Origin of the sequence: Enterococcus sp. AZ011 (genome assembly GCF_050548355.1) — a bacterium.
Lineage (GTDB): Bacteria > Bacillota > Bacilli > Lactobacillales > Enterococcaceae > Enterococcus > Enterococcus faecalis.
Window position 1 is genome coordinate 1,127,798 of sequence record NZ_CP172959.1, and the last position, 21,976, is coordinate 1,149,773.

Below are 21,976 nucleotides of genomic sequence, written 5' to 3' on the forward strand. Positions count from 1 at the left end.
GTGTTTAACTCCGAGAAATAAGAAGGAATTTCCGAAAATTGTTCTATAATTTTTGGAGAATTTCGGCTTATTTCCGAAGAAGTTGCTTCTGTTCCCGCCGTTTATCAGTTTTTGAGCGTGGAGCGAAAATCCAAAGTGATTTTTGTCCCACGCTCTTGTTTATTACGGAAAAACCATCAATTTTTTATTAAATTCTGATATTTATTATTGCTTTTTCATTATAGTTGGCGTAACTTTAGAGTATAAATTTGTGAAGCGAGGGAGTCCGTGTGAGAAATTTTAAAAAATCTGATAAATTAAATAACGTAAGTTACGATGTCCGTGGTCCTGTTTTAGAAGAAGCAGAACGCATGCAAGAAGAGGGCATACGTATTTTGAAATTAAATACAGGGAATCCAGCGCCATTTGGTTTTGATGCCCCAAATGAAATTGTGCGCGACATGATTGTAAATGTTCGCGATTCAGAAGGTTATTCCGATTCAAAAGGTATTTTTTCTGCAAGAAAAGCGATTGAACAATATTGCCAATTAAAAAAATTTCCTAATGTAACGATTAATGATATTTACACTGGTAATGGCGTGAGTGAACTAATTACCATGTGTATGCAAGGCTTGTTAAATAACTGCGATGAAGTACTTGTGCCAATGCCAGACTATCCTTTATGGACTGCATCTGTTTCTTTGGCGGGCGGTACGCCCGTTCATTATATTTGTGATGAGCAAGCAGAATGGTATCCAGACATTGATGATATAAAATCAAAAATAACTTCGAATACAAAAGCAATCGTTATTATCAATCCCAATAATCCGACTGGTGCTTTATATCCGAAAGAGTTATTACTAGAAATTGTCGAAGTGGCACGTCAAAATGATTTAATTATTTACTCCGATGAAATTTATGATCGTTTGGTCATGGACGGTTTGGTTCATGTACCGATTGCTACATTAGCACCTGATTTATTTGTCGTAACATTGAATGGTTTGTCAAAATCACATCGAGTGGCAGGCTTCCGATGCGGTTGGATGGTGTTAAGTGGAGATAAATCACGAGTAAAAGGGTATATCGAAGGGCTAAATATGCTTGCTTCCATGCGGTTATGCTCGAATGTGTTGTCACAACAAATCATTCAAACCGCATTAGGCGGCTATCAAAGTGTCGATGATTTACTTTTACCAGGTGGCAGAATTTACGAACAACGAGAATTTATTTACAATGCGATAAATGATATTCCTGGTTTATCAGCCGTGAAGCCTAAAGCAGCTTTCTATATTTTCCCGAAAATTGATACGGCCAAATTCGACATTTATGATGATGAAAAATTTGTTTTAGATTTCTTACACAAACATCATATTTTATTAGTCCATGGTGGTGGCTTCAACTGGCAACAACCAGATCACTTCCGTATTGTTTATTTACCGAAGATGGAAGACTTAAAAACTACAGCAGATAAAATGCGTGAATTTTTAAGTACCTACAAACAAAAATAAAAGAACTACCAAAAAATAGCCTCTAACGAAGCTATTTTTTGGTAGTTCTTGTTTTATCAACAATACTATTCTGCGGTTTCACATGCTTTTTTACTAATAATCATTCGGTTGGTATATTTTTCTTCCATATCAGGACTAGGATTTGCTACTACGATGAGATAAGAATTTTCATACTCCTTCTCCACAAAGCCTGAATAATTTGTTTTTTCCCAAATGAAGTGAACCTTTTTCTCTTCGGCCATACAATAACACTCCTTTTTAATAAAAATGAACCTATTTATTTTCTAAGAAAACCTTAGATAATGTTCTTGCAGTATATTATGCAATAAAGTACAATAAAAGCATAATGCGAATTCGCATATTTTGACAAAATCCCCATTTTGCAAGGAAAATGGCCGATATAAATAGGAGCTATTGTGATGAATTCTTTAGGTGCAGTTATTAAAGAAATTAGAAAAAATAGAAAATTGACACAGAAAATGTTATCAGAAGACATCTGTTCGCAAAGTGTTTTAAGTCGCATTGAAAACAATGAAGAGTTGCCAAACGTTCTCGTAATGCAACAACTTTGTGATCGTTTAGGTGTGACTGTTGACCAGATTATGCGTTATAAATCTGGTGATGTGCACGTTGTTACGTATTCATTTGAAAAAATGGCTGAATATTTTCGCCATAAAAAATATCAATTATTATTAAATTATTTAAAGGAAAATCGTATTGAAGAACAATTGTATTTAGATACGGACTGGCAAAAATATTATTATTATTTAGGTAGTTGTGAATTGTTTGTTCTAAATGATTATGAAAAAGCTATTGCTAGCTTGCGTAAAGGGTTATCTTTCACCTATAAAGCTGATAAGTTAAATGTTTCTGATTTAGAGATTCAATTAATTAGTTGTCTAGGTGCCACTTATGGTTACATGGGCAATCGAGTAGAAGCAGAACGATTTTTAAGTTTGAGTATTCATTATTTTAATCAATTGCCAAATGAACGCAGTAATGCAGAATTAACGAAAATATTTTTTAATTATGCTGATTTCTTATTCAAAAATTATACAGAAAAAGATGCCGAAATTTATGTGGATCAAGGAATTACTTGGGCCCGCAAAAAAAATAGTTATTATTATTTAAGTGAATTATTAAATCTAAAATATTTAGTTTTAATGAGAAAGAATAAACATGAAGAAGCAGAACGTTATCTGAACTTAGCACAACAAATGAAAAATGTGGAAAGTGGCAATCTTTAAAAAATCCTCAGAATTGCTTAAAAGGTCTACACCATTTCTTGACTTTTGTACTGATTAAGAGTACTTTTGAAGTAAGTAAAATAAAGAAAGAAGGATGAAGATGAAAACATTTATCTTTGCAGACAAGTTCTTTTTAAAAAGCGATGTTAAAGGACCTGGTTATTTAGAAATCACGGATGGTATCTTTGGTAATTATACAAAAGATGAACCGCAAGGGGACGTAAAAATTATTCGTGAGGAAGGCAAATGGATTGCCCCAGGTTTAGTCGATACTCATATTCATGGTTACATGAATCATGACGTAATGGATAACGATGCAGAAGGCATTAAAGTGATGTCTGAAGGCTTATTATCTTGTGGTGTAACTTCATTTTTACCAACAACATTAACTTCAAGTAAAGAACGTTTAACAGACGTTGCACGTACGATTGGTCAAGTCTACCAAGAAGTACCTGGTGCAAAAATTCAAGGGATTTACTTTGAAGGACCTTTCTTTACTGAAGAACATAAAGGCGCACAAAATCCAAGTTATTTTGGAGATCCAGACCTTGATACATTCCACGAATGGCAAGAAGCTTCAGGCGGAATTATTAAGAAAATTGCGTTGGCACCAGAACGTAATGGTGTGAAAGAATTTGTTGAAACCGTTACAGATGAAGGTGTCGTTGTTGCTTTAGGCCATAGTAATGCGACCTTAGAAGAAGCTGATGTGGCAGTTGAAGCAGGCGCTAGCGTTTTTGTTCATGCATATAATGGGATGCGTGGCTTAAATCACCGTGAACCAGGGATGGTTGGTGCATTGTTAACGTTACAACACGTTTTCTCTGAATTAATTTGTGATGGACACCATGTACATCCGCAAGCGGCTGAAGTATTGATGGAAAAAGCGGGCCATGATCACGTTGCGTTAATTACAGACTGCATGATGGCTGGCGGTATGCCAGATGGCAACTACAATTTAGGTGAATTTCCTGTTGTGGTAGCAGAAGGAACGGCTCGTTTGGATACTGGGAACTTAGCAGGTAGTATTTTAAAACTAAAAGAAGCAATTAAAAATGTAGTTGATTGGGGTATTGCAACACCTGCACAAGCAATTATGATGGCTTCATTAGTTCCTGCGATCAGCTGTAAAATTGATGATCAATGCGGCATGATTGCAAATGGTCGTGATGCTGACTTTATCGTATTAGAACCAACCATGGAATTAGCAGCCACTTATTTAGATGGCGTAGAACGTTATCGAGCATAAGACACAAGAAAAAGCTTGCGGAAATTTATCCGCAAGCTTTTTTTATAATTCTTTTGGTAAAATCGCAGAAGTGATTTCTTTGTTTTCATAGGCAATAAAAAAATCGATTAATTGCTTGTCAAATTGCTCAATATCCTCTTTGTAAAGGGAGCTAGGAATCACAAAGGTTTGCTCTAGGGTGCCTGCTAGATAATCGCCATCTAAACTTTGGGCGACAACTAAAAATTCTTGTTCGCGCCAATGTTCCACATCTGTTTCAGAAATGGTTTCCGGAGAGGCTAAAAATTTACAATTTTCGACAAACTGTTCATCAATTTCTTCACTGAAAGTTAATTCAGCATCCTCTTCTTGAGGTTGAGAGAGGATTGCTTGCAAAAATGTTTGTGGTTTTGCATCGGGTAATGTTTCTTTTAGCTGTTCAAAATCCAATGAAAGTTCCTCCTTATTGTTTGTTTAAAATAGTTACTGAAAAATCAATGGGTGAATTTGTTTTAAGGCTTTTGGCTTCTAAGATGATTTTTTCAGCCAACAAATCGTTTCCGTTATATACAGGTGTCACGCGATAACGAACGGTTTCGCCGCGATCAAGAGCTGCCCGAATCTGATTTTCATATTTCGTCATATAAGGAGTGTTGACAGGATTCTGATACAAGGTGGTTAAGTTACGTGGATCATCACCACTGCCTCCCATTTGACGGCCGATTAGGTGGCCACGCGAATGATTAGCTTTTCCTGAAATGAAACCAGCTGGTCGAATATCTTTATTAGCGGAAGTTCCTGTATTGACCATTGCGGGTTTTAATAGCGCATCAGCGCCTGTCGCTCGTTTTAGACGATCTAGAGAATGATAAGTAATCCAGCCGTTTGAGCTATCCTTTAATTCCTCTGCTGAAAATGTGGCTTTACCATTTTCAATGGGTCCAGGATTATCTCCTTTTGGTGCTGGTGTGCTTGAGGGGGTGGTTGTTTGTGGTTGAACATTAAATAAATCTTGTAAAGCATCAGGAACTTTAACGCCAACCGCGCCTAAAATTAAAATGATTAATGCGCCAATCAGCATGATGGTTGAATTAAATGGTGGTTTCTTCTTTCTGTTTGCCATAACGTGCTCCTCTAATTTTATACTTGCAATAGTCCAAATTTAAGTGGACCATCTTTTCTATTATACGTAAATTTGCTAAAAAATCAAAAAAGGCTTTTCTTTGAAAGACTTGTATTCTCAGATATGTTACTATTTTAATGTAGAAGGGAAGGGATAGTGGATGGCCTATATTGAAGTCAAAAATGAATACAAGCGTTACCAAATGGGAGAGACAACTATTACTGCGAATGACGGCATTTCTTTTGAAGTGGAAAAAGGAGAAGTAGCGGTTATTTTAGGCCCCAGCGGTGCTGGAAAATCAACTGTTTTAAATATTCTTGGTGGAATGGACAGCTGTGATGAAGGGGAAATTATTATTGATGGAACAGATATCGCTCAGTTTTCAGAGAAACAATTAACCACTTATCGACGCAATGATGTCGGGTTTGTTTTCCAATTTTACAATTTAGTCCCAAATTTAACGGCAAAAGAAAATGTCGAATTGGCTTCGCAAATCGTTGCGGATGCGTTGGATTCGACCAATGTTTTACAATCGGTGGGTTTAGGGGAACGTTTAGATAATTTTCCAGCGCAACTTTCTGGTGGTGAACAACAACGAGTAACCATCGCCCGTGCGATTGCTAAAAAGCCCAAGTTACTTTTATGTGATGAACCGACAGGAGCACTGGATTATGAAACAGGGAAACAAATTTTAACTATTTTGCAAAATACTGCTCGTGAAACTGGAACGACCGTCTTAATTATTACCCACAATTCAGCCATTGCAGAAATGGCCGATCGGGTAATTCGAATTAATGATGCAAAAGTTCGCGAAATGACTGTGAATGATCAGCCTAAATTGGTTGCTGAAATTGAATGGTAGGTGCCTAAAATGAAGAAAACAGCGCTAATTAAAACAAGCTTACGTGAAATTAGACAATCTACTACACGATTTTTATCGATTATGGGGATTATTTTCCTTGGTGTAATGGTTTTTGTTGGTTTGAAAGCTACTGGACCAGATATGATTAAAACCGCGAATAATTATTACCAGAAAGAGCAGCTTCCAGATGCGCGAATAATTTCTACAATGGGACTGGAAAAGAAAGATTTAACAACTCTACAGTCTTTAAAAGATGTCGAAACAGTTGTGCCGCGCTATACAATAGATGCCACGATTGGGCCGCAAAATAATGCAGTAAAATTGTTTGGCTATCGAAAAAATCAAGCAGGATCGGTTAACTATCAAGTAGTTGACGGTCGGTTACCTAAACAAACAAATGAAATTGCATTAGATACATTAGCGAAAACTAGATATGACTATAAAATGGGTGATAAAATCACTTTAAACGATGCAGCGATTAAAGAAAAAGGGCTGAAACAAACTCATTTTACTGTTGTTGGATTTATCAATTCACCAGAATATATTGATAATACATCCAGGGGAACCACAACGGTCGGGTCTGGAACGTTAAACTTTTTTGGCGTGGTTTCGGAAAAAGCCTTTGACAGTCAACGGTATCCAGAATTGCTAATCTCATTTCGTTCATTAAAACATCAAAATACGTATTTCTCTGATTATGAAAAGAAAAGAGAGCAGGCCTTAAATCAGGTAAAAGAGGCACTGAAAAATCGGCCAGAAGAACAGATTGCGGCTCTGCGTGATTCGGCTCGGCCGGACATTAACCAAGGTCGGCAAGCGCTGGAAACGGGAAAACAAGCGCTTGCGCAGTTGGAGCAACAACCAGGAATTCCAGCTGAGATGCTTGAAAAGCAAAAAGACGAATTGGCTAAACAGGAACAACTGTTGGCTGAAAAAGAAACAGAGCTAGCCAATTTGAAAGCCCCAACGTATTATTATTTTACCAGGGAAGACAATCCAGGATTTTCTGAATATCAAGATAACGCTGATCGGATTTCTTCTTTAGCCACGCTGTTCCCGTTGTTCTTTTTCCTAATTGCGGCATTAGTCAGCTTAACTACCATGACACGTATGGTGGAAGAAAAAAGAATGGAAATTGGTAGTTTGAAAGCTTTAGGTTATCGTAATCGTGAAATTGCTTCGATTTTTATTACCTATGCAACGGTTGCTAGCCTAACAGGTGCATTATTAGGATTGGCAGTTGGCTATTATCTATTCCCTAAAATAATTTTTGATGCCTACGGTCAAATGTACAATATTCCTGATTTAGTTACACCGTGGTACTTAAATTACAGTTTATGGGGCATCATTGTAGCCTTAGCTTGTACTGTGGGAGCGGCCTTAGTGACATTAAGAATCGATTTATTAAGTACCCCAGCTACCTTGCTAAGACCCAAAGCGCCGAAAGCAGGCCAACGGATTTTACTAGAACGAATCCGCCCTTTATGGCAACGCATGAGCTTTATTCAAAAAGTGACCGCTAGAAATCTGTTCCGCTATAAACGACGGATGCTGATGACCGTTATCGGAATAGCTGGTTGTATGGGGCTGTTAATTGTTGGTTTTGGTTTACGCGATTCAATTGTGGATGTCGCTACAATTCAATTTAATAAAATCTGGCATTACCAAGCAGTCGTGACTTTTAAAGAGCAAACAACACCTGAAGAGACAAAAGAGTATCAAGAAACGTTGCGCAAACTGGATGGTTTGAATAAAACAATTCCGTTATATTCAGAAATCTTTAAAACGAAGGGCAAAGGCGCACCAACTCAAAATATTACTCTTTATGTGCCACAAGATCCTTCGAAAATGGCTGAGTTTCAATTATTTAATGATCGAGTCACTGGAGAAAAATATTCCCTCAACGATGATGGTGTAATCATTAATGAAAAATTAGCTAAATTATTTGGCTATAAAGTCGGAGATCAATTAAATTTAGAAAATAGTGATAATCAAACCTATCACGTGGAAATTGCCGCGATTGCAGAAAACTACACGGGTCATTTTGTCTATATGACGCCGAAACTCTACCAGACGATGACCAAACAGAAGCCGGAGTATAATACAGAATTCCTACTTTTTGACAAAAAGTTATCCTCAAAACAAGAAACCTCAATCGGAGAGGCGTTGACAAAACAGCCGAAAGTGTTGAACATTACGTTTTTAACTGCGATGAAAGGTTCGTTTGATGATATGCTGAAAAGCCTTGATATTGTCATTTGGGTACTAATTGCTGTTTCTGGTTCTTTAGCGTTAATTGTGTTATATAATTTAACCAACATTAATGTTTCTGAACGGATTCGAGAACTTTCCACGATTAAGGTTTTAGGGTTTTACGATCGTGAAGTCACCACCTATGTTTACCGTGAAAACATTATTTTAACGTTCATTGGTATTATTGTTGGCTGCTTCTTTGGGAAAATTTTGCATCAATATATTTTAGCAACCGTTGAAGTTGATTTAATTATGTTTTCGCCAATTATTCATTGGCCAAGTTATCTATATTCCGCAGTCATCACCATGTGTTTCACGTTGTTTGTGATGGTCATTATGCATCGAAAATTGAAGAAAATCAATATGATTGAAGCGTTAAAATCAAATGAATAGCACATTTTAAAAAACGAGGAGTCCGTAGAAGTTCGATAATTCTAGGGCTGCTCGTTTATTGTTGCTTCTTTTATTAAGAAAAAATAGGTCTTAAGATGTATCTTTTGAGATTTATTTGGAAATTACTACTCTTTTTATTTAAAAATTGGTACACTATTACTAGGTTATAGCACAGAAAGGAGTGTGGGAAAAGTGTTAGAAGGTCTACCATTGGAAACGGTTTATTTTTATGCATTAGTGGGGAGCGCGGTCCTCGCTTTTTTACTAATTATTTTTGGGGATGTTTTTAATTTTGATGGACCGGTGGACCCAATGCTGATTATTCCATGGATTGCTTTTACCTCGCTGTTTGGGTACCTTGGGGAAGAATTAACAGCGGTGAATAGTTGGCTTATTTTAATTGTCAGTGGTATTCTTTCAACCATTATTGTTTTCTTCCTGAATTTTTATGTGTTGGTCCCTTTGAAAAATTCGGAGGCCACAATTTCTATTTCGGAAAAAGACATGGAGGGTCGTGTTGCTACTGTGATTACCCCAATTCCTGTCCGGGGAATGGGCGAGATTCAATTGAAGAGTGTCACAGGTTCGTTAAGTCGACCAGCAGCATTTTATGTGCCACAAGAAGTGGCTGCGCCAAGAGGTAGTGAGGTATTGATTATTGAATTGAAAGAACGGGTTTGTTATGTCATTCCTTACGAAGGCAGTCTAAAAATATAGAGTAGGAGAGAAGGAAATGGGGATTTTGTTACCGATTATTATTGCAGTTTTAGTATTATTAATGTTATTAATTGTGTTTGTTTCTAAATATCAGACAGCCAAACCTGATGAAGCGTTAATTATCAGCGGGAGCTATCTAGGCTCTAAAAATGTTCATGTAGACGAAGGTGGCAACAAAATTAAAATCGTTCGTGGCGGTGGTGCGTTTGTCTTACCAGTGTTCCAACGCTCAAATCGAATTAGTTTGCTTTCAAGTAAATTAGATGTTTCTACACCAGAAGTATACACAGAACAAGGGGTTCCTGTGATGTGTGATGGGACATCAATCATTAAAATTGGTTCGTCAGTTGAAGAAATTGCGACAGCAGCGGAACAATTTTTAGGAAAAACAACGGAAGAATTAGAAAATGAAGCACGTGAAGTATTAGAAGGACATTTACGTTCGATTTTAGGTTCAATGACAGTGGAAGAAATTTACCAAAACCGTGATAAATTTAGCCAAAGTGTACAAGAAGTTGCCAGTGTTGACTTAGCTAAAATGGGCTTAGTTATTGTGTCGTTCACAATTAAAGAAGTTCGTGATAAAAATGGATACTTGGATTCATTAGGAAAACCAAGAATCGCTCAAGTTAAACGTGATGCAGATATTGCAGAAGCAGAAGCCTTGAAAGAAACTCGCATCAAAAAAGCGGAAGCAGAAAAAGAATCACAACAAGCGGAATTGCAACGTCAAACAGAAATTGCAGAAGCTTCAAAAGAAAAAGAATTGAAATTAGCGTTATACAAACAAGAACAAGATATTGCCAAAGCCAAAGCAGACCAAGCCTATAACTTGGAAAGCGCGCGTGCACAACAACACGTGGTGGAACAAGAAATGGAAGTCAAAGTCGTTGAACGTCAAAAACAAATTGAGTTAGAAGAAAAAGAAATTACGCGTCGTGAAAAACAATACGACTCAGAAGTGAAGAAAAAAGCCGATGCAGATCGTTATGCACGCGAACAAGAAGCTCTTGCTCAAAAAGCACGCGAAGTGGCAGAAGCCGAAGCAGAACGTTTCAAAGTTGAAGCATTAGCCGAAGCGGAAGCCAACAAAACGCGTTTAACAGGCCAAGCGCAAGCCGAAGCTATTTTAGCTCGTGGTGCAGCGGAAGCCGAAGCCAAACAAAAGATTGCTGATGCCTTCAAAGAATATGGTGAAGCAGCTGTGTTAAGTATGGTGATGGAAATGTTGCCACAATTAATGAAAGAAGCAGCACAACCACTGGGCAACATCGACAAGATTTCAGTGGTAGATACAGGCGCAGGTGGCGAAAATTCTGGCGCCAACCGTATTACCAATTATGCAACAAACTTGTTGGCTGGTACACAAGAAACACTAAAAGAAACAACGGGCCTCGACGTGAAAGAGCTAATTGAAAACTTTTCTAAAAAAGGTACCTCAAATAGCGTGAACTATCATGCAGCAGAAGGTTCAGAAAAAGAATAGAAATCAGCCTTTAAGGAGTAGCGAATCGCATTTCGTTACTCCTTAATGCTGTATTGAAACGATAAACGAACAAGCTGACAGAGAAATAGCGGGTGCTTGTTTTGTTTTAAAGATTCTGATAACATAGAGTTCTTGGAGGGATAGAGATGTCAAAAAAGAATAAAGATATTGAAGTACGTGTTGAAGAAGAAAAAGCCCAATACAATGGAGCAAATGTTTTAATGAACAAATTATTTATTGGTAAAAAAGAAATCGGTCGTGTCATTCCGCAAAATGATAAAAAATTCATCATTGAAATTGATGGCAAGCAAGAAGGTACAGCAAAAAATCTGGACGAAGCCTTTGAAACAATTATTCGTCAATGGAATTTAAGTGAATAAAAAATAAATAACAATTTTTTTAAAAAAAGGGTTGCTTTTTTCTGGAAAAGATTGTATTATAACTAAGTCAGGTCGTTACAGCGACAATGACTTTTTGGAGGAATAGCGAAGTGGCTAAACGCGACGGACTGTAAATCCGTTCCTTAGGGTTCAGTGGTTCGAATCCACTTTCCTCCATTTTCTTTTTTGGGGTATAGCCAAGCGGTAAGGCAACGGACTTTGACTCCGTCATGCGTTGGTTCGAATCCAGCTACCCCAGTTTTCAGAACATTTCTGGTAGAGAGATGTTCTTTTTTTGTATAATTATATAACAAAAATGAGGTAAGATTTTCCTCATGTACAGGCTAGAAAAGTTTTCATTTATATAAGAATATGCTAAAGTATTAAGAAAGAATAGTCTGGAGTTGATAAGAATGAACTTTAAAGAAAAAATTACAGAAATGGTTGAAAATGTTTACGATTTAGCACGCGATGGTAAGTATGATGTCAAAGTTGACTTAATTCCTCGTAAAAAAGGTAACATCAAAAGTGGTGTTAAAGTCACTTCTTCAAGAAATACAGCCCACAATATCAAATGGCGTTCAAAAAACTAACTCGTCTTTAACAGAAACACCGGAGCAGACAACATTATTGTCTACTCCGGTGTTTTTATTTTTCTAATTCGATGCCTAAGACAGTTAAATGACCATTACCAACTAATTTGATAACTAATTGGGCTAAGTGGTTGGGTGTCATATCCGTCTCGCTAGTAATCCACCAATGAAGGGTACCGATGAAGATAGAGGTCATGTATTCAATAACAAAATCTATCGGTACATCAATATCATTTTCGGTAATACGCAACTGCGAAAAAATCGTCGCATATTTTTCTTCGATAATTTCAGCTAAGCGTTTTCGAAAGTGTTCGTTGAAATTATTGTCCATGATAGTTAAGAAGAAAGATTTGTTCTCTTGAATATTAATATAGAGTTGCGTCAGAAGTTCTTCAATGTGCTTCACGCGGACACGGTTGCCATTAACCAGTTGTTGCGAATCAAGAATAGCGGTAAAAGCACTAAGCGTAAAGGTGAAGATTGCATCATATAAATGCTGTTTGTCTTTAAAATGAGCATAAAAAGTCGCACGATTAATCATAGCTTCATCAGCAATATCCTGAATCGTCACCGCTTCGTAGCCTTTCGTTTCTACAAGTTTAAAAAAAGCTTCAATAATCATTTTTCTGGTTCGTTGTACTCTAAGGTCTGTTTTCTTTGCCATCATAAATTCCTTTCGAGATAGTCAACATTCGCGGAAACTTTGTTGTTTATCTCACAAAATAGGGTAAATTGCTTGTTGCAAATCATTTAGAACCTTTCTAAAATAGGTATATCTATTATAACAAACAGTTTGTATAATAATCAACAAACTGTTGAAAAATGAAGGGGTATTTTAATTGATGGTTATGAGAGCAGGGATTGATGTTGGGTCAACGACAGTAAAATTAGTATTTTTAAATAAGCAAAATCAGCCTATTTTTACAAAATATGAACGCCATTTTTCAGATGTCAAAGCAGCAACGGAACGCATTTTAAAAGAAGGGCTAGCAAGGATCGGTGCAGACCAACCTGTGACAATGAGCATAACTGGCTCTGGTGGTATGGGGCTGGCTGAGGTATTAGGGATTCCCTTTGTTCAAGAGGTTATCGCGTGTACACGAACTGTTGAAACAATAATACCAGAAACGGATGTTGCTATTGAACTTGGCGGAGAAGATGCAAAAATCACTTTTTTTGATGGTGCTTTAGAGCAACGAATGAATGGTAGTTGTGCAGGTGGGACAGGCGCCTTCATCGATCAAATGGCTGTTTTACTTAAAACGGATGCCAATGGAGTGAATGAATTGGCGAAGAATTATCAAACTATTTATCCGATTGCTTCCCGCTGTGGGGTTTTTGCCAAAACGGATGTTCAACCTTTAATCAATGAAGGAGCAGCGAAAGAAGATATCGCGGCGAGTATTTTTCAAGCGGTAGTTAATCAAACAATCGCCGGGTTAGCTGCTGGTCGAAAAATTAAAGGTAAAGTAGCATTTTTAGGGGGACCTTTATTTTTCATGTCAGAATTGAGAAAACGGTTTGTTGAAACCTTAGCAATTCAGCCAGAAGATGTTATTTTTCCAGAACAACCGCAACTGTTTGTAGCAATGGGTGCAGCACTTTATTCAGAAGATGCAGCCGAATGTACATTGGAAGAATTAATTCAGCGCTTAGTGAACAGCCAGGCTACTGATTTACAGCCGAGCGACACGTTACCACCGTTATTTAACAGCGCAGAAGATTTGGCAGATTTTCGAGAAAGACATGCGCAAGCCCAAGCAACGGAGAAACCTTTATCTCAACATACTGGCGTGACCTTTTTAGGGATTGATGCAGGCTCCACAACGACAAAAGTCACATTGATTGATGAAGATGGTCATTTGTTGTTTTCTTTTTATGGTAATAACCAAGGGCAACCTTTAGAAACCACCATGACAGTACTGAAATCACTTTATCAACAACTGCCTGAAGAAGTTTTTATCGGAAAAGCGGCTGTTACAGGATATGGAGAACAGCTAATAAAAAATGCGTTAAAAGTCGATATTGGTGAAGTTGAAACGATGGCCCATTACAAAGCAGCCAACCATTTTCAGCCAGGTGTGTATTTTATTTTGGATATCGGAGGACAAGATATGAAAGCGATGACCATTAAAAATGGCGTGCTTTCCTCCATTCAATTAAATGAAGCTTGTTCTTCTGGGTGCGGTTCTTTTATCGAAACCTTTGCGCAATCTTTAAAATATAATGTGAAGGATTTTGCTTTGGCGGCTTTAGAATCGCAAGCGCCTGTTGATTTAGGTTCTCGGTGTACTGTTTTTATGAACTCAAAAGTGAAACAGGTTCAAAAAGAAGGGGCCTCTGTCGGCGATATTTCTGCTGGACTATCTTATTCAGTCATCAAAAATGCCATTTATAAAGTCATTAAGGTTCGCCGACCTGAAGAGTTGGGAGAAAAGATTGTCTGCCAGGGAGGAACATTTTACAATGAAGCGGTCTTGAGAGCTTTTGAAAAAATTAGCGGTCGTGAAGTGGTTCGTCCATCTATTGCTGGTTTGATGGGGGCCTATGGAGCAGCGCTGATTGCTTTGGACGCTTATGAAATTGGGGAAGAAACCACGCTTCTTTCTTTAGAAGAGTTAGCGGCATTTACCTCTGAAAAGGAATTTACTCATTGCGGCTTGTGTGAAAACAATTGTCAATTAACGGTCACAGTGTTTTCAGATGGGCGCCAATTTATTACGGGAAATCGCTGTGAACGTGGTGCACGAATTAAAATTAAACGAGAAGAACGCAAAGCGAATTTGGTTGATTATAAGTACCGCAAGTTATTTAAGTACCGACCTTTGCGGGAAAATAAAGCGTTTCGTGGGCGCTTGGGTATCCCTAGAGTCCTAAACATGTATGAAAATTATCCTTTGTGGCATACATTTTTTACTGACTTGGGCTTTCGGGTCGAATTATCGCCACGTTCTAATAAGCAAATCTATGAACAAGGCCTTGAAACGATTCCCAGTGATACGGTTTGTTACCCAGCGAAAATGGCGCATGGACATATTCAAGCATTAATTGATGCGCAAGTGCCAATTATCTTTTATCCTGGTGTCGTTTTTGAACAGCAAGAAACAGTGGAAGCGGATAATCATTTTAATTGTCCAATTGTGCAAAGCTACCCAGATGTCATTCGAAATAATGTGGATGCCATCAGAGAGGGCCAAGTAGATTATCGAAATCCCTATCTTAATTTAGCGAATGAAGCAGCAGTTGCCAAAGTTTTAGCTGAAAATTTTGCTGATTTAGGGATTTCCTTAGAAGAAATTCAAACAGCGCTGCATCATGGTTATCAAGAATTAGCAGCCTTTAAAAAAGAAATTCAAGAAAAAGGCGAAGAAACGTTAGCCATGTTAACTGAAAAAGGCCAGAGAGGAATTGTCTTATCGGGACGACCGTATCACTTGGATCCAGAAATTAATCACGGCATTGCCGAAGTCATTACACAGGAAGGATTCCATGTCTTGACAGAAGACAGTATCTCGCATCTTGGAGACGTGCAGAATTTACGTGTGGTGAATCAATGGGTCTATCATTCTCGCTTATATGCGGCGGCTAAAGTAGTGGCTAAGACGAAAAATTTAGAACTTGTCCAACTGAATTCCTTTGGTTGCGGCTTAGATGCTGTGACAACCGATCAAGTAGAAGAAATCATGGATCGGTCTGGCAAAATTTATACAGTCCTCAAAATCGATGAAGGCGCGAATTTGGGCGCAATTCGTATTCGGTTGCGCTCCTTGAAGGCGGCTGTCAATGAGCGGGAGAAGCAACAGTTTGTTCCGCATATGCAAATGGAAGAGCCAGAGAAAATTGTGTTTACAAAACAAATGAAAAAAACACATACCTTACTGTTACCAATGCTTAGCCCGATTCATCAATCTGGATTAGTCGATGTAGCATTACAAGCTTCTGGCTATCATGTTGTCTGTTTGCCTGCGCAGGATAAAGAAGCCGTGAATGTCGGGTTAAAATATGTCAATAATGATGCGTGTTACCCAGCGATTATTTCTATCGGACAACTAGTCGAAGCTTTGGAAAGTGGTCAATATGATTTGGATAATGTCAGTGTCTTAATGACGCAAACAGGGGGCGGTTGCCGCGCAACGAATTACATTCCATTATTACGAAAAGCCTTAAATGATGCTGGTTTTTCTCAAGTTCCTGTAGTTTCAGTTTCGATGGGCAATAAAGGAGTCGAATCCAATCCAGGATTTAAATTTACGTTGCCAATGATCAAGCGCTTAGTAGTTGCCTTTTTATATGGTGACTTATTCGAACGAGTAGTTTATCGAACAAGACCTTATGAAACAGAAAAAGGAATGGTGGATCAACTGCACCAAGATTGGCTAAAAAGAGTGGAAGCCAATGTCCGGAATGGTTCGCTGACACAATTTAATCACTTCATGAAAAAAATTATTCGGACGTTTGATGAAATTCCTTTACAAGAGATAAAAAAACCAAAAGTCGGTGTGGTCGGGGAAATTTTAGTGAAATATTCGCCGACAGCGAATAATGATATTGTGCGTTTGCTAGAAGAAGAAGGTGCTGAAGCAGTTGTGCCAGATATTGTTGGCTTTATGAACTATTCTTTGTACAATCAAATTTGGAAATACGAAAATATGGGCATGTCAAAACAAAGCAAACGTTTAGCAGAATTTGCGATAAAAATCATTGAATTGGTAGAAAAACCAATGGATAAGGCATTGAGAAAATCGGTCCGTTTTGATGGTATTCATTCCATTTATGATATGGCAGCAGATGCAAGTAAAATTTTATCAATTGGTAATCATACAGGTGAAGGTTGGTTTTTAACAGCTGAAATGATTGAGCTCTTAAAACACGAGGTGAATAACATCGTTTGTATGCAGCCGTTTGGATGTTTACCAAACCATATTGTTGGAAAAGGGGTCGTGAAAGAGCTACGACGTCAATATCCGCAAGCAAATATTGCGGCGGTGGATTATGATCCAGGGGTATCTTTGGTCAATCAGTTGAACCGAATCCGTTTGATGATGGCCACAGCGAACAAGTTGTTGAAAGAAGAAAATGTAAAAAGATAATAACTAATAGCAATTCGTTTAAAAACATTTGACTTGGTCACTTTTTACTGACTAAGCCAAATGTTTTTGTTATAAAAAGAAAGCATGCAACTAGACCAACTTTGATAAAAATTCCAATTCCTCTTTTATTTATCATTTTTTGGTTGTTTACACGGTCTATACCAGTTATAATAGAAGAGGAGATGAACGAAGAGGAGGAAGCGTAAATGGTTCAAAATATACCAATTTATATTCAAATTCACGATAAAATCAAAGAAGATATTGAAAAAGGTGTCTGGAGTATCGGGGATCGTTTGCCCTCTGAGCGAGAATTAGCCTTGAAATTTGATGTTAGTCGAATGACCTTACGCCAAGCCATTCAGACTTTAGCAGACGAAGGGATTTTAGAACGAAAAATTGGTTCAGGAACATATGTAGCACGTAAGAAAGTTCAAGAAACAATGACAGGTACCACTAGTTTTACAGAAATTACCTTGTCTCAAAATCGCGTTCCTTCTAGTCGGACGGTGTCTTATTTTGTAGCGAAACCTAGTTCTAGTGAGATGGAAAAATTACAACTAGGTCCAGAAGATTCAATTTTACGAATGGAAAGAATTCGTTTTGCGGATGACATTCCGATTTGTTTTGAGGTGGCGAGCATTCCTTATTCATTGGTCTCGCAATATGGCAAATCTGAAATCACGAACTCTTTTTATAAAACACTTGAAGCCAAATCTGGCCATAAAATTGGCCATTCTAACCAAACAATCTCTGCTGTTCAAGCATCGGAACAGATCGCAGAATATTTAGAGATTAAACGAGGCGATGCGATTCTGCGTGTGCGCCAAGTATCCTATTTTGAAAACGGACTACCTTTTGAATATGTTCGTACGCAGTATGCAGGAAGTCGATTTGAGTTTTATTTAGAGAAGTAGAGAAAAAGAATGAATAAAAGATAGGAAAACTTATCAATGTGATAAGTTTTCCTATCTTTTAATTTTTTTTTGCTAAAGAAATAAATTGTTTTTTTAATAAAATGTATATTTACTTATTAATTTATCTGACGTTAAAAAATAACGATTTAATGGAATTTATTTATTTTTTAAATATTTTTTAAATAATTTTTATTTATCAGTTATTTTTTGTTTTTATTTTGATAAATATTGATTTGGATGGTTTTGTAATGTTGTTTTTAAGAGTTTTTATTTGTTTATTTTATTGTTATAATTATTTTTATGCGAATACGTATATTTTTAAATAGTTGTTGACTATATTTTTTATATATAGTTATAATATTTGTAACAGGTAATAAAACTATAAAAAATGTGGAGGGATTACTTATGGCAGGATCAATTGCTGTAACACCAGAACAACTGAAATCACAAGCGAAAGTATATTCGCAAGCATCGTCTCAAATTCAAGATGCAATTCGTAAAGTGAATTCAATGAACCAACAAATTTCACAACAATGGAAAGGGCAAGCATTTCAAGCGTATCTGGAACAGTACAATCAATTGGAAGGTAATGTCAAACAGATGGAAGAATTATTGATTAGTATTAATCAACAATTAAACAAATATGCAGACACTGTCGCAGAACGTGACCGTCAAGATGCAGGATCATTTGGCTTTTAATTGATCAAAGATTGAAGCGCTAGCGCAATGAATTGCACTAGCGCTTTTTCTAAAGGAGAGAAGATAATGGAAGGGAAAATAAAAAAAGGTATCCCTTTTGCCTTAGCAATTGGAGCAACTTTCTTGTTATTACTTTTTTTCATTCATTTAGGGTTTAAAGATGAGAACGTGACTCGAAGTAGCAAAGATCAGACAACAAAGATGCAGTACGCATTAGTTAATGAAGATAAAGGCGCAAGTTTTGAAGGAAAACGTTATGCATTAGGTTCTGATTTTGTCACATTAATTAACAAAGATACAGCTAATCGATGGGAAACAACGACTCGGAATATCGCAACATCTGGGGTTGAAAATGGACAATTCGATGCTCAAATTATTATTCCGCAAGATTTTTCGGAGAAATTATTGTCACTACAAGCTGTTAGTCCAGAGCAGGCTTCTGTTGAATACCAAGTGCGAGACGGACAAAATGAATTGACCAATCAAGCAATTCAAGACAAAGTAAATACTATTTTGAAAGATTTTAACCAACGCGTAATTCAGATGTATTTTTCCAGTATTGTTGGAAATTTAGTTATCGCACAACAAAACGTTAACCAAATTACTGATACGCAGTTGCTGTATCAAAATCAATTAGAAGAAACAATTCAGCAACCATTTAAAGAAATTCCCATGAATTATACGACAGTATTAAGTACGGCTAGTATTTTAGATGAGGACAATAAATTATTTACAAACGAGCAAGAAGCGTTTGTAAAATCAGTACAAACCTTATTAGAAAGCAACAGTCGGAGCTTAGAATCAACTAGTAAGACAACGGAAGATACGAAAAAATCAGTGGACGAGTATTCGAAAGAAGCAAATGAAAAAATAAAAAAATCAATTGCACAATTTAATGAACAGTTTGAGAGACAAAAACAAGAATTGACTAATCAATGGGAAAGTGACACGACAGTATACAAACAACAATTCGATCAACTAAATGGAATGGTAATCAATCAGTTTAGCTCCTTCTACACACCAAGTGAACAAGGAAGCTCAGGGATTTATGCTGACTTTTTATCAGAATCTAAATTATTTCAAGAAACACAAAGTAATCGCATTGGCGAACTACAAAAAGAAATCGCAGAACTACATATGCAAGTAGAACAATTAACTGAGTTAAAAAAGCAAATTGCGGCTACATATTATAATGATCTTGAAGCAACACCTGAGATAGCAACAGACACTCAAATTAAGCAAGCGATTATTCAGTTAATTACGAACGAAAAAGAAAATATACCTAACTTAGATAAAAATTATCAGGAAAGATTGGAAGAATCACTAAGTGAAATTTCTTTTGTAAGTTTAGAAAGACTCGTTAGTGAATTAGAAATGAATAATAGGATTTCAGTTGAACAAGGCAATCTTTTCCGTGATGAGTTACAAATTATTCAGCGATATGCAGAACAACATGAACTTGATTTCACCAATTCAAGCCGCTTTATGTATTTGGAACCTAAACAACTTCATGAAGATACTATAGCGATTCCACAAGAAAAAGTAACTTTTTCACTAGCGACAAATCAAGAGTCGGTTATTTCATTACGACAAACCAATACACAAAATGGCGAATTGTCATTTCTTTTAGATGATTCAAAAGTTCAAACAATTAAAACATCTTTGAATCAGCAGTTAGCAGGTACAGGTTACAGCATTGATATTTCAGCAATTACCCCAACACAGCTAACAATTACCAAACCAGTCAAAATACAAGCTGAGATTCCTGAGAATGATGAAGTGGACGAAGAAAATACGCAAGAAGAGTTGGCAGAAGAATCCGAAGATGAATCTGAAAAAGTAACTGAGCCAGTAAATGATTTGCTCTCACTTCCAGAAAAACTTTCCTTAACGATTGACTTACCAATGTCTTGGCAACTGACACCAGAACAACAAAAAACAGCATTTAATCAGATTGATTATTCTTGGTGGGTAAATAATGAGCTTCAAAATGCACGTTCGTTCGCTGTGTATATTGCAATGGACCAACCATTAGTAACCGATATTCCTGAAATCATGAAGCAATTTCAACTTTTAGATACTGTATCACAACAAATTGTGACTTTATATGGTACGCCTAATCAAAGTCTATCTATTCAAGAGTATGCAGCAATGTTAACCGCTCCTGAAAATCAGGATAAAACAATTGAAGAGTTAGCAGGTGAGACATCCATTTACTGGATGTACGACAATATCACTGAAAACGAGCAAACCATGATGATTACAGATAAATTATTAGACGAATATAAAAAAACAGGAAATCAATTATATCGAGAAACAGATGAACAAATTAATCAATTAAAACAATTAATTGGTACTGAGACAGATCAAAATACAGACGGACGACCTACAACACTTTACGGAACATTAAATTTAATGACGGTCCCTGAAAAATTATTACGAGAAGCGGAGAAATTAAATACATGGTTTGATGAAGCAACAAAACAAGTCAATGCGACATATGCTACTTGGCAAGAAGCTGGAAAAGTGGGAGCTACTTCTGTAATTGATGAAAGAAATCCACATCCAGAAGAAAGTCAAACCAGCACTTTAGATGTAGAAACAGAAAATTTAGTTAAAATGATGCAAACGTTAATGCAAACAACGAAAGAAACTAGTCTAACAACAGCTGATTCAGCAGCCAAAGTCAAAGATGTTGCCCAGACTATCAAAGAATTGAAAGCCTCAACAACCAAAGTTCAAGATCATGCGCAAAATATCTTAGCAAACTTAAATGATTCAATTGATGAGTCAAAGAAAACAACCAAAGAAAATGAAGAGTATGCCAAAACATTTGAAAAAGTATTGGCTAATACAAGAGACGGCGGTGCTGATAATCCACGGGTATTTAGTTTCCTTGCGAGCCCAATTCAAGGAGAAGGGATCTTTGGCGAAACCCGACAAGTCTCTTTAATTCCCTATTACGCTACCTTGATTGTTAGTATTTTGACATTCGTTATTGCGCTAACTTTCCAAGGCTTTATGAAGAAAAGAACAGTTACTGTAGCGGATGCGTTGGTTGAACCAACCAGAGTTTGGCAAAATATACCAAATCTGTTATTACTCTTGATTACGGTTATTTTGTTTGGGAGTGTCTTTTCACTTCTACTGGTGTTCAATGTATCTCAAATAAATCGATTCGCTTGGTTTAGCTATAGTTTCTTAGTATTTGCTAGCGGTGCACTTTTGGTTTGTGCTTGTTTACGCCAATTTAAAAAACTTACTTTATATGTTTATGGAGCTATGCTGGGGTTATTTTTCATGTTGACACCTTTATTAGGTATTGCAACAAAGGTAGGCTCATTAAGCAATTGGCTCTATCGTTTATCGCCGCTTCAAAATATCCAAAATGGCTTTACTGCTTTAGTAAATGGCGTACAAATTAGTTGGGTTAGTTACCTTATTTTAATCGTTTTACTTGTTTTAGGTGTTGTCCTTAATTTATTTGTACGACCGGAGGAATAG

The 21,976-nt window shown here is 36.9% G+C and carries 17 protein-coding genes and 2 tRNA genes; 15 read left to right on the forward strand and 4 right to left on the reverse strand.

Annotated features, from left to right (window positions below):
* Nucleotides 1-269: 269 nt before the first annotated feature.
* A complete protein-coding gene (locus IGL36_RS05525) occupies nucleotides 270-1,487 on the forward strand; it encodes a pyridoxal phosphate-dependent aminotransferase (protein ID WP_430609062.1) in 1,218 nt (405 codons plus the stop codon).
* 65 nt (nucleotides 1,488-1,552) lie between these two features.
* Here IGL36_RS05525 and IGL36_RS05530 read toward each other — a convergent pair whose 3' ends face one another.
* Nucleotides 1,553-1,729, reverse strand: a complete 177-nt coding sequence (locus tag IGL36_RS05530) for a hypothetical protein (protein ID WP_002357816.1) — start codon at nucleotides 1,727-1,729, stop codon at nucleotides 1,553-1,555.
* Nucleotides 1,730-1,906: 177 nt separating this feature from the next.
* Here IGL36_RS05530 and IGL36_RS05535 point away from each other — a divergent pair, with 177 nt between their 5' ends.
* The gene (locus IGL36_RS05535) at nucleotides 1,907-2,734 is read left to right on the forward strand and encodes a helix-turn-helix domain-containing protein (protein WP_002381942.1); all 828 of its coding nucleotides are present in this window, start codon (nucleotides 1,907-1,909) and stop codon (nucleotides 2,732-2,734) included.
* A 100-nt stretch (nucleotides 2,735-2,834) separates the two neighbouring features.
* Nucleotides 2,835-3,983, forward strand: a complete 1,149-nt coding sequence (gene nagA / locus IGL36_RS05540) for an N-acetylglucosamine-6-phosphate deacetylase (RefSeq protein ID WP_002357814.1) — start codon at nucleotides 2,835-2,837, stop codon at nucleotides 3,981-3,983.
* A gap of 42 nt (nucleotides 3,984-4,025) precedes the next feature.
* Here the strand turns inward: nagA and IGL36_RS05545 are convergent, their stop codons facing one another.
* Both IGL36_RS05545 and IGL36_RS05550 read right to left on the reverse strand, forming a co-directional pair.
* Entirely contained in the window at nucleotides 4,026-4,412 is a 387-nt protein-coding gene (locus tag IGL36_RS05545) for a hypothetical protein (RefSeq protein WP_002357813.1), read from the reverse strand.
* A gap of 13 nt (nucleotides 4,413-4,425) precedes the next feature.
* A complete protein-coding gene (locus IGL36_RS05550; RefSeq protein WP_002363828.1) occupies nucleotides 4,426-5,085 on the reverse strand; it encodes a DNA/RNA non-specific endonuclease in 660 nt (219 codons plus the stop codon).
* Between the two features lie 160 nt (nucleotides 5,086-5,245).
* Between IGL36_RS05550 and IGL36_RS05555 the strand changes: the two genes are divergently transcribed.
* The 8 genes from IGL36_RS05555 (at nucleotide 5,246) to IGL36_RS05590 (ending at nucleotide 11,769) form a co-directional block, all read left to right on the forward strand.
* Complete coding sequence (locus IGL36_RS05555) at nucleotides 5,246-5,947, forward strand: ABC transporter ATP-binding protein (RefSeq protein ID WP_002363831.1); 702 nt, start codon at nucleotides 5,246-5,248, stop codon at nucleotides 5,945-5,947.
* A 9-nt stretch (nucleotides 5,948-5,956) separates the two neighbouring features.
* Nucleotides 5,957-8,593: an FtsX-like permease family protein gene (locus IGL36_RS05560; protein WP_010716967.1), complete on the forward strand. Its 2,637-nt coding sequence runs from the start codon at nucleotides 5,957-5,959 to the stop codon at nucleotides 8,591-8,593.
* Between the two features lie 183 nt (nucleotides 8,594-8,776).
* Nucleotides 8,777-9,310 carry a hypothetical protein gene (locus tag IGL36_RS05565; RefSeq protein WP_002357809.1) on the forward strand — a complete coding sequence of 178 codons (534 nt, stop codon included), beginning with the start codon at nucleotides 8,777-8,779 and terminating at the stop codon, nucleotides 9,308-9,310.
* 16 nt (nucleotides 9,311-9,326) lie between these two features.
* A complete protein-coding gene (locus IGL36_RS05570; protein WP_002365565.1) occupies nucleotides 9,327-10,796 on the forward strand; it encodes a flotillin family protein in 1,470 nt (489 codons plus the stop codon).
* Nucleotides 10,797-10,942: 146 nt separating this feature from the next.
* Complete coding sequence (locus tag IGL36_RS05575; protein WP_002357806.1) at nucleotides 10,943-11,176, forward strand: DUF2969 domain-containing protein; 234 nt, start codon at nucleotides 10,943-10,945, stop codon at nucleotides 11,174-11,176.
* A gap of 96 nt (nucleotides 11,177-11,272) precedes the next feature.
* Nucleotides 11,273-11,353: transfer RNA gene (locus IGL36_RS05580), tRNA-Tyr, on the forward strand.
* A 10-nt stretch (nucleotides 11,354-11,363) separates the two neighbouring features.
* Nucleotides 11,364-11,435 (forward strand) — tRNA-Gln (locus tag IGL36_RS05585).
* A 154-nt stretch (nucleotides 11,436-11,589) separates the two neighbouring features.
* Nucleotides 11,590-11,769: a hypothetical protein gene (locus IGL36_RS05590; protein ID WP_002357804.1), complete on the forward strand. Its 180-nt coding sequence runs from the start codon at nucleotides 11,590-11,592 to the stop codon at nucleotides 11,767-11,769.
* A 55-nt stretch (nucleotides 11,770-11,824) separates the two neighbouring features.
* On the opposite strand, the gene IGL36_RS05595 is transcribed toward IGL36_RS05590, so the two are convergent.
* Nucleotides 11,825-12,436 carry a TetR/AcrR family transcriptional regulator gene (locus IGL36_RS05595; protein ID WP_002357803.1) on the reverse strand — a complete coding sequence of 204 codons (612 nt, stop codon included), beginning with the start codon at nucleotides 12,434-12,436 and terminating at the stop codon, nucleotides 11,825-11,827.
* Between the two features lie 175 nt (nucleotides 12,437-12,611).
* Between IGL36_RS05595 and IGL36_RS05600 the strand changes: the two genes are divergently transcribed.
* The 4 genes from IGL36_RS05600 to esaA all read left to right on the forward strand — a co-directional run bounded on the left by IGL36_RS05600 (nucleotide 12,612) and on the right by esaA (nucleotide 21,976).
* Complete coding sequence (locus tag IGL36_RS05600; RefSeq protein ID WP_430609064.1) at nucleotides 12,612-16,859, forward strand: acyl-CoA dehydratase activase-related protein; 4,248 nt, start codon at nucleotides 12,612-12,614, stop codon at nucleotides 16,857-16,859.
* Nucleotides 16,860-17,065: 206 nt separating this feature from the next.
* Nucleotides 17,066-17,773: a GntR family transcriptional regulator gene (locus IGL36_RS05605; RefSeq protein WP_002357800.1), complete on the forward strand. Its 708-nt coding sequence runs from the start codon at nucleotides 17,066-17,068 to the stop codon at nucleotides 17,771-17,773.
* Between the two features lie 405 nt (nucleotides 17,774-18,178).
* Nucleotides 18,179-18,472, forward strand: coding sequence for a WXG100 family type VII secretion target (locus IGL36_RS05610; RefSeq protein ID WP_002357798.1), 294 nt, complete (start codon nucleotides 18,179-18,181; stop codon nucleotides 18,470-18,472).
* A 27-nt stretch (nucleotides 18,473-18,499) separates the two neighbouring features.
* The gene (gene esaA, locus IGL36_RS05615; protein ID WP_002405190.1) at nucleotides 18,500-21,976 is read left to right on the forward strand and encodes a type VII secretion protein EsaA; all 3,477 of its coding nucleotides are present in this window, start codon (nucleotides 18,500-18,502) and stop codon (nucleotides 21,974-21,976) included.

Bases quoted from the DNA above. Each gene is read 5' to 3' on its own strand.
- IGL36_RS05555 (WP_002363831.1), top strand. From the start codon at position 5,246: ATGGCCTATATTGAAGTCAAAAATGAATACAAGCGTTACCAAATGGGA.
- IGL36_RS05575 (WP_002357806.1), top strand. From the start codon at position 10,943: ATGTCAAAAAAGAATAAAGATATTGAAGTACGTGTTGAAGAAGAAAAA.
- IGL36_RS05605 (WP_002357800.1), top strand. From the start codon at position 17,066: ATGGTTCAAAATATACCAATTTATATTCAAATTCACGATAAAATCAAA.
- IGL36_RS05600 (WP_430609064.1), top strand. From the start codon at position 12,612: ATGGTTATGAGAGCAGGGATTGATGTTGGGTCAACGACAGTAAAATTA.
- nagA (WP_002357814.1), top strand. From the start codon at position 2,835: ATGAAAACATTTATCTTTGCAGACAAGTTCTTTTTAAAAAGCGATGTT.
- IGL36_RS05530 (WP_002357816.1), bottom strand. From the start codon at position 1,729: ATGGCCGAAGAGAAAAAGGTTCACTTCATTTGGGAAAAAACAAATTAT.
- IGL36_RS05535 (WP_002381942.1), top strand. From the start codon at position 1,907: ATGAATTCTTTAGGTGCAGTTATTAAAGAAATTAGAAAAAATAGAAAA.
- IGL36_RS05590 (WP_002357804.1), top strand. From the start codon at position 11,590: ATGAACTTTAAAGAAAAAATTACAGAAATGGTTGAAAATGTTTACGAT.
- IGL36_RS05570 (WP_002365565.1), top strand. From the start codon at position 9,327: ATGGGGATTTTGTTACCGATTATTATTGCAGTTTTAGTATTATTAATG.
- IGL36_RS05610 (WP_002357798.1), top strand. From the start codon at position 18,179: ATGGCAGGATCAATTGCTGTAACACCAGAACAACTGAAATCACAAGCG.
- esaA (WP_002405190.1), top strand. From the start codon at position 18,500: ATGAATTGCACTAGCGCTTTTTCTAAAGGAGAGAAGATAATGGAAGGG.
- IGL36_RS05550 (WP_002363828.1), bottom strand. From the start codon at position 5,085: ATGGCAAACAGAAAGAAGAAACCACCATTTAATTCAACCATCATGCTG.
- IGL36_RS05560 (WP_010716967.1), top strand. From the start codon at position 5,957: ATGAAGAAAACAGCGCTAATTAAAACAAGCTTACGTGAAATTAGACAA.
- IGL36_RS05595 (WP_002357803.1), bottom strand. From the start codon at position 12,436: ATGATGGCAAAGAAAACAGACCTTAGAGTACAACGAACCAGAAAAATG.